Source organism: Rhodoferax sp., from assembly GCF_037143375.1.
Lineage (GTDB): Bacteria > Pseudomonadota > Gammaproteobacteria > Burkholderiales > Burkholderiaceae_C > Rhodoferax.
Genome location: NZ_JBAWYV010000190.1, coordinates 1 through 5,152, shown reverse-complemented (window position 1 = coordinate 5,152; position 5,152 = coordinate 1). Strand labels below are relative to the sequence as shown.

At 58.5% G+C, this 5,152-nt stretch carries 4 protein-coding genes; 1 reads left to right on the top strand and 3 read right to left on the bottom strand.

The annotated features are described in order from the left end of the window. Window positions 1-8: 8 nt before the first annotated feature. The 3 genes from WCG50_RS17245 to WCG50_RS17235 all read right to left on the bottom strand — a co-directional run bounded on the left by WCG50_RS17245 (window position 9) and on the right by WCG50_RS17235 (window position 2,496). Window positions 9-395: a hypothetical protein gene (locus WCG50_RS17245; RefSeq protein WP_336900830.1), complete on the bottom strand. Its 387-nt coding sequence runs from the start codon at window positions 393-395 to the stop codon at window positions 9-11. A 179-nt stretch (window positions 396-574) separates the two neighbouring features. Beyond that, the gene (locus WCG50_RS17240) at window positions 575-1,273 is read right to left on the bottom strand and encodes a response regulator (RefSeq protein ID WP_336900829.1); all 699 of its coding nucleotides are present in this window, start codon (window positions 1,271-1,273) and stop codon (window positions 575-577) included. Next, on the bottom strand, window positions 1,270-2,496 hold the full coding sequence (locus WCG50_RS17235) for an ATP-binding protein (protein ID WP_336900828.1): 1,227 nt from the start codon (window positions 2,494-2,496) through the stop codon (window positions 1,270-1,272). Before WCG50_RS17235 ends, WCG50_RS17240 begins: the two co-directional genes overlap by 4 nt. Window positions 2,497-2,690: 194 nt before the next feature. On the opposite strand from WCG50_RS17235, the gene WCG50_RS17230 reads away from it, so the two are divergent. Then, window positions 2,691-5,152: molybdopterin-dependent oxidoreductase (locus tag WCG50_RS17230; protein WP_336900827.1), on the top strand; the 2,462-nt coding region annotated here is incomplete at its 3' end.

Here is a 5,152-nt window from a genome sequence, read left to right as displayed (position 1 = left end):
CTAGAGGGCTATTTGATAAAACCTCTAGCCTTCATGACATTACAACCATTCTGGCGCGGCGGCGGCAGTTTTACGCCTTTTTCCTTAGCCCGCGCCTCCATAGTCTTGTGATTCTCATCCTGGAGTAACTTGCATTCGTCGTAAGTGGTTACAGCGCGCATTTTGGCTTGATTGGCGGCGCGCTCTTCCTCCGTCATCAGCGCCCATCCGGTAGTGTTGTTATTGTTCCAGCCAAAACGTCCAGCTTTGCTATTTTGTCCAGCGCCCTGACCCATACCTGATCCAGGGCCCATCCCGGAACCCGGCCCCATCCCAGGCTGAGCAGGCTGTGCAAATGCTGTGGTGGCAAGTGATGCACCGAGAAATGCAACAACCGCGATATGAATGAGTTTCATGATTTATTCCTTTGGGATGTTTGAATCCACAAAGTATGTCGGTATGGATCGGTGGCGTAAACAGGCCAAAGGATTGAAATATGCGCGAAGTCATGTTCCGCAGATTTTGTTTTGAATTTACGCCGCCACCCCATACGGGTCATTCAGGCATACATGCAGGCACGCGACCAGACGCTGGCTCAGCTTTTAACCTTCAGGTTGATATCTCCCGCCGCCTTCACGCCTTCAGGTGAGTTGCTGTACTCAAACGCAAACACGGCGGCTTCAACCCGTGAGCGCAAGTTGAGTTTGTCCATGATGTGGCGCACATGCATCTTGACGGTGTTGTGGCTGATGGTGAGCGCCTTGGCAATCACCTTGTTACTCTGGCCGCGCGCAACGTGGTCAAGCACCTCGCGCTCGCGCTCGGTGAGTGAAGCCACCAAGCTGCCCATGACCGAACCCTTGGGGCCGGTCTGCAATATTTGGGCAAACTTCAGCATCATGGCCGAGGCCACCACCATCTCGCCCCGGGCCGCGCGGCCAATGGCGTCAATCACTTCCTCGGGCTCCATGTCCTTGAGCAAATAGCCGCGAACGCCAGCGCGCAGTGCAGCAGACATATCGTCCTCACTGTCGCTCATGGTGAGAATCACGACCGGTGTCTCGCAGCCTTCAGCGCGGATCATGCGCAGCACGCTCAAGCCGTCAATTTTGGCCAGACGCAAGTCCAGCACCATCAAGTCGGGCTGGTACTCACGCAACATCGGCACCACTTGTGCCGGATCGCCGGTTGCAACGACCACATCCATATTGCCTCGGTGCTGCAGCAACTCGGTCAGGCCGCTACGACACAGCGCATGGTCGTCCACCAGCATCACGCGGGTCTTGGCGGTCATGATGAGAAGTCCCCGGTGACGGGGTCAATCGGCAGCAACAGGCGCACACGCGTTCCGCCGCCGTCGTTTCGACCCACGTGCAAAGTGCCGCCTAAACGTTTGGCCCGACTTTGCATGATGTCAAGCCCCAAATGATTGTTAGGCGCGATCCCTTTCGCCAACGTGACCAGCGTGGACACCGATGGCTCGTCCATGCCCAGGCCGTCGTCCTCAATCAGGAACACCAGTCCTTGCGGTGTCTTGTCGATCTTCACCACGGCGCTGCGGGCCATCGAGTGCTTGGCAATATTGGCCAAGGCCTCCTGAACAATATGAAATACCTGAACTTCCTGCTGATCGCTCAGGTGCAGATTCGGGGTCGTGTTTTTCATTTCAAGGGCAATACCGGTCCGATCCAAAAATCCATCGGCAATGCCTTGCAAGGCACTCAGTAAACCCATGGGGTCCATGCGGGTGCGAAAGTAGGTCATGACCTCGCGCAGGTTGTCATGCACCTCGGTCACGGCTTTTTTGACATCTGAAAAATACTTGAGCGAACGCTCATCATCGTGCGCCAGCATGGCATCGCTCAGCAAGGGCAAGCGCATCTTCACGTAGGCCAGCGTTTGCGCAATGGCATCGTGCACCTCGTTGACCATATCCTGGCGCTCTTTCATGACCGTCATGCGCAGACGCTCGCGCTCAATGCGGGCGTTGTGCAAGGCCAAGCCCAGCAACTGACCAATCAGGCGCAGGATGGTCTGGGTCTGAAGATCAATATGAGCTTCTGCCTCGAAAAACAGGTTGTAAATACCCAGCACCTCGTTGCCGTGGGGCAGCGAGATCGCCAGAACGCTCTTGCAATCCAAACCGAAATAGGTTTCGGTGCTGTGGCGCGCGCAAGTCTTCACGTCTTCTACCCAACCCAGCACATCAGAACCGGAGGCGATACCGCACATGCCACAGTCGCGGGCCACCAAGCGCTCGGCACTCAATACGTGATGCGGCAAGCCCTGGTGCGCCACCAGACGCATGGATTTTCCATCGTCAGTCAGCACCCGAACCGCACCTGCCTGGGCGCCCGCCAAGGCCACGATAGAAACCAGAAACCGTTCCAGCAGGGGCTCCAGATCGGTCCCTGCTGCCAACTCATTGGTCAATCCAAAGACGATGGACTGCTCCTGCGCGGGCAATGTAGCAGGCACAGGGATCAGCTGGGTCGGGGCGTCAAGCATCGTGTTCATTTTTTAGTATTTGGCATGCTAATACATTCACTGTTACTTAACTATCGTAGAAACCCTCGGTCATTTGCGAATTCGCAAACGCTACCCATTCGGGTTATATCCGGCTACCCGTGGCGGTTATAGACGGACCGGGAGCCCCTGTCTTTAATAGGGCTACTTTGTAAATTCCGCCTCAAAACGAAAACACCCCTCGCATGTCAGCCACACCGCTCCACGATCCGACCCGCCCGGCGCTGGCCGACGCCATCACTGAAATGCGCACCACCACGTGCTACATGTGCGCCTGCCGCTGCGGCATACGCGTGCACTTGCGCAATGGCGAGGTGCGCTACATCGAGGGCAACCCAGAGCACCCGTTGAACCAGGGCGTGATCTGCGCCAAGGGCTCGTCGGGCATCATGAAGCAGTATTCACCGGCCCGACTCACCAAGCCGCTGCTGCGCAAGCCGGGCAGTGACCGGGGCGAAGGCCAGTTCGACGAGATCGAATGGGAGACGGCTTTTTCGATGCTGGAAGACCGGCTTAAAAAAATCCGCGCCACAGACCCGAAAAAGTTTGCACTGTTCACCGGACGCGACCAGATGCAGGCGCTCACCGGCCTCTTTGCCCGCCAGTTTGGCACGCCCAACTACGCGGCTCATGGCGGCTTTTGCTCGGTCAACATGGCGGCCGGCATGATCTACACCATCGGTGGTTCCTTCTGGGAATTTGGCGGCCCCGATCTGGAGCGCGCCAAGTTGTTTGTGATGATCGGCACCGCCGAAGACCACCACTCCAACCCGATGAAGGCGGCCCTTAGCAAGTTCAAACGCAACGGCGGGCGCTTTGTCTCCATCAACCCGGTGCGCACCGGCTACTCGGCCATTGCTGACGAATGGGTTCCTATCAAACCCGGTACCGATGGCGCATTACTCCTAGCCCTGATTCACGAACTCATCAAGCTCGGCTTGTATGACCGTGAGTTTCTGGCGCGCTACACCAACGCCGGCCAACTGGTGAACCAGGATACGGCCAGCGACGACTTCGGCATGTTCCTGCGCAACCCGGAAGCGGACATAGGCAACCCGCTACGCCCAGCCAACTTCAAGTGGTGGGACCGCCTGACTGAAAGCCCTGTGGCCGACCACACTGAGGGTGCGGACCCGCACCTGCTAGGCCATTTCAAGCTGCCCGACGGCACTGCGGCCGTGCCTGCTTTTCAGTTGCTTGAAGAACGCGTCAAGTCCTACACCCCTGAATGGGCCGAAGGCATTACCGGCATTCCGGCTGCCACTATCCGACGTCTTGCGCACGAGATGGGCATCACGGCGCGGGACCAAAAAATTGAACTGCCCATCGCCTGGACCGACAGCTGGGGCAAGCGCCACAACTCGGTCACCGGCAACCCGGTGGCTTTTCACGCCATGCGTGGCCTGGCGGCGCACTCCAACGGTTTTCAGACCATTCGCTCGCTGTCGATTTTGATGTCGATGCTGGGCACCATCGACCGCCCGGGGGGCTTCCGCCACAAAGCGCCCTACCCACGTGCCGTGCCGCCTAACGCCCGCCCGCCCAAAGGACCACAGGCCGTCAAACCCAACACGCCGCTGGATGGCGCGCCGCTGGGCTGGCCCGAAAGCCCGGACGATTTATTTGTAGACGACCAGGGCCAACCGGTGCGCATTGACAAAGGCTTTTCCTGGGAGCACCCGCTGTCGGCCCACGGCCTGATGCACAACGTCATCACCAACGCCTGGAAAGGCGACCCCTACCGCATCGACACCTTGCTGATCTTCATGGCGAACATGGCGTGGAACTCCACCATGAACACGTCAGAAGTGCGCAACATGCTCAACGACAAGCACACCGAGGGCGAGCACAGCGGCGAGTACAAAATTCCGTTCCTGGTAGTGTGCGACGCCTTCCAGTCGGAGATGACCGCTTTTGCCGACCTGATCCTGCCCGACACCACCTATCTTGAACGCAACGACTGCATGTCGATGCTGGACCGCCCGATCTCCGAATTCGATGGCCCGGCCGACTCGGTGCGCATCCCGGTGGTGGCGCCCAAAGGGCAATGCAAGCCATTCCAGGAGGTGCTGGTGGAACTTGCCGGGCGCCTCAAGCTGCCCGCCTTCACGCAGGCGGATGGCACCCGAAAGTTCAAGGGTTACACCGACTTCATCGTCAACTACGAAACTGCGCCCGGTTCCGGCATCGGTTTTCTGGCCGGTTGGCGCGGCAAGGGCGGCGAAAAGTCCATGCGCGGCGAGCCCAACCCCAAACAGTGGGAAATGTACGAAAAGAACAACTGCGTCTTCCATTACGCGATGCCGCTGGAACACCAGTACATGCGCAACTGGAACCAGGGCTACATGGATTGGGCGCAACAGGTCGGCATCCGGCGCGACAAAGACCCGATCGTGATCCATATTTACTCTGAGTTTTTGCAGGGCTTTAGACGCGCTGCGCAGGGCAAACGGCCCGGCAAACAGCCGCCAGACCACTTGCGCAAACGGGTGGAAACCTACTTCGACCCGCTGCCGTTTCACTACGTGCCGCTTGAAGAGCAAGCCACCGACACCGCCAAATACCCGCTCAACGCGATCACCCAGCGCCCGATGGCGATGTACCACTCCTGGGATTCGCAAAACGCCTGGCTGCGCCAGATTCACAC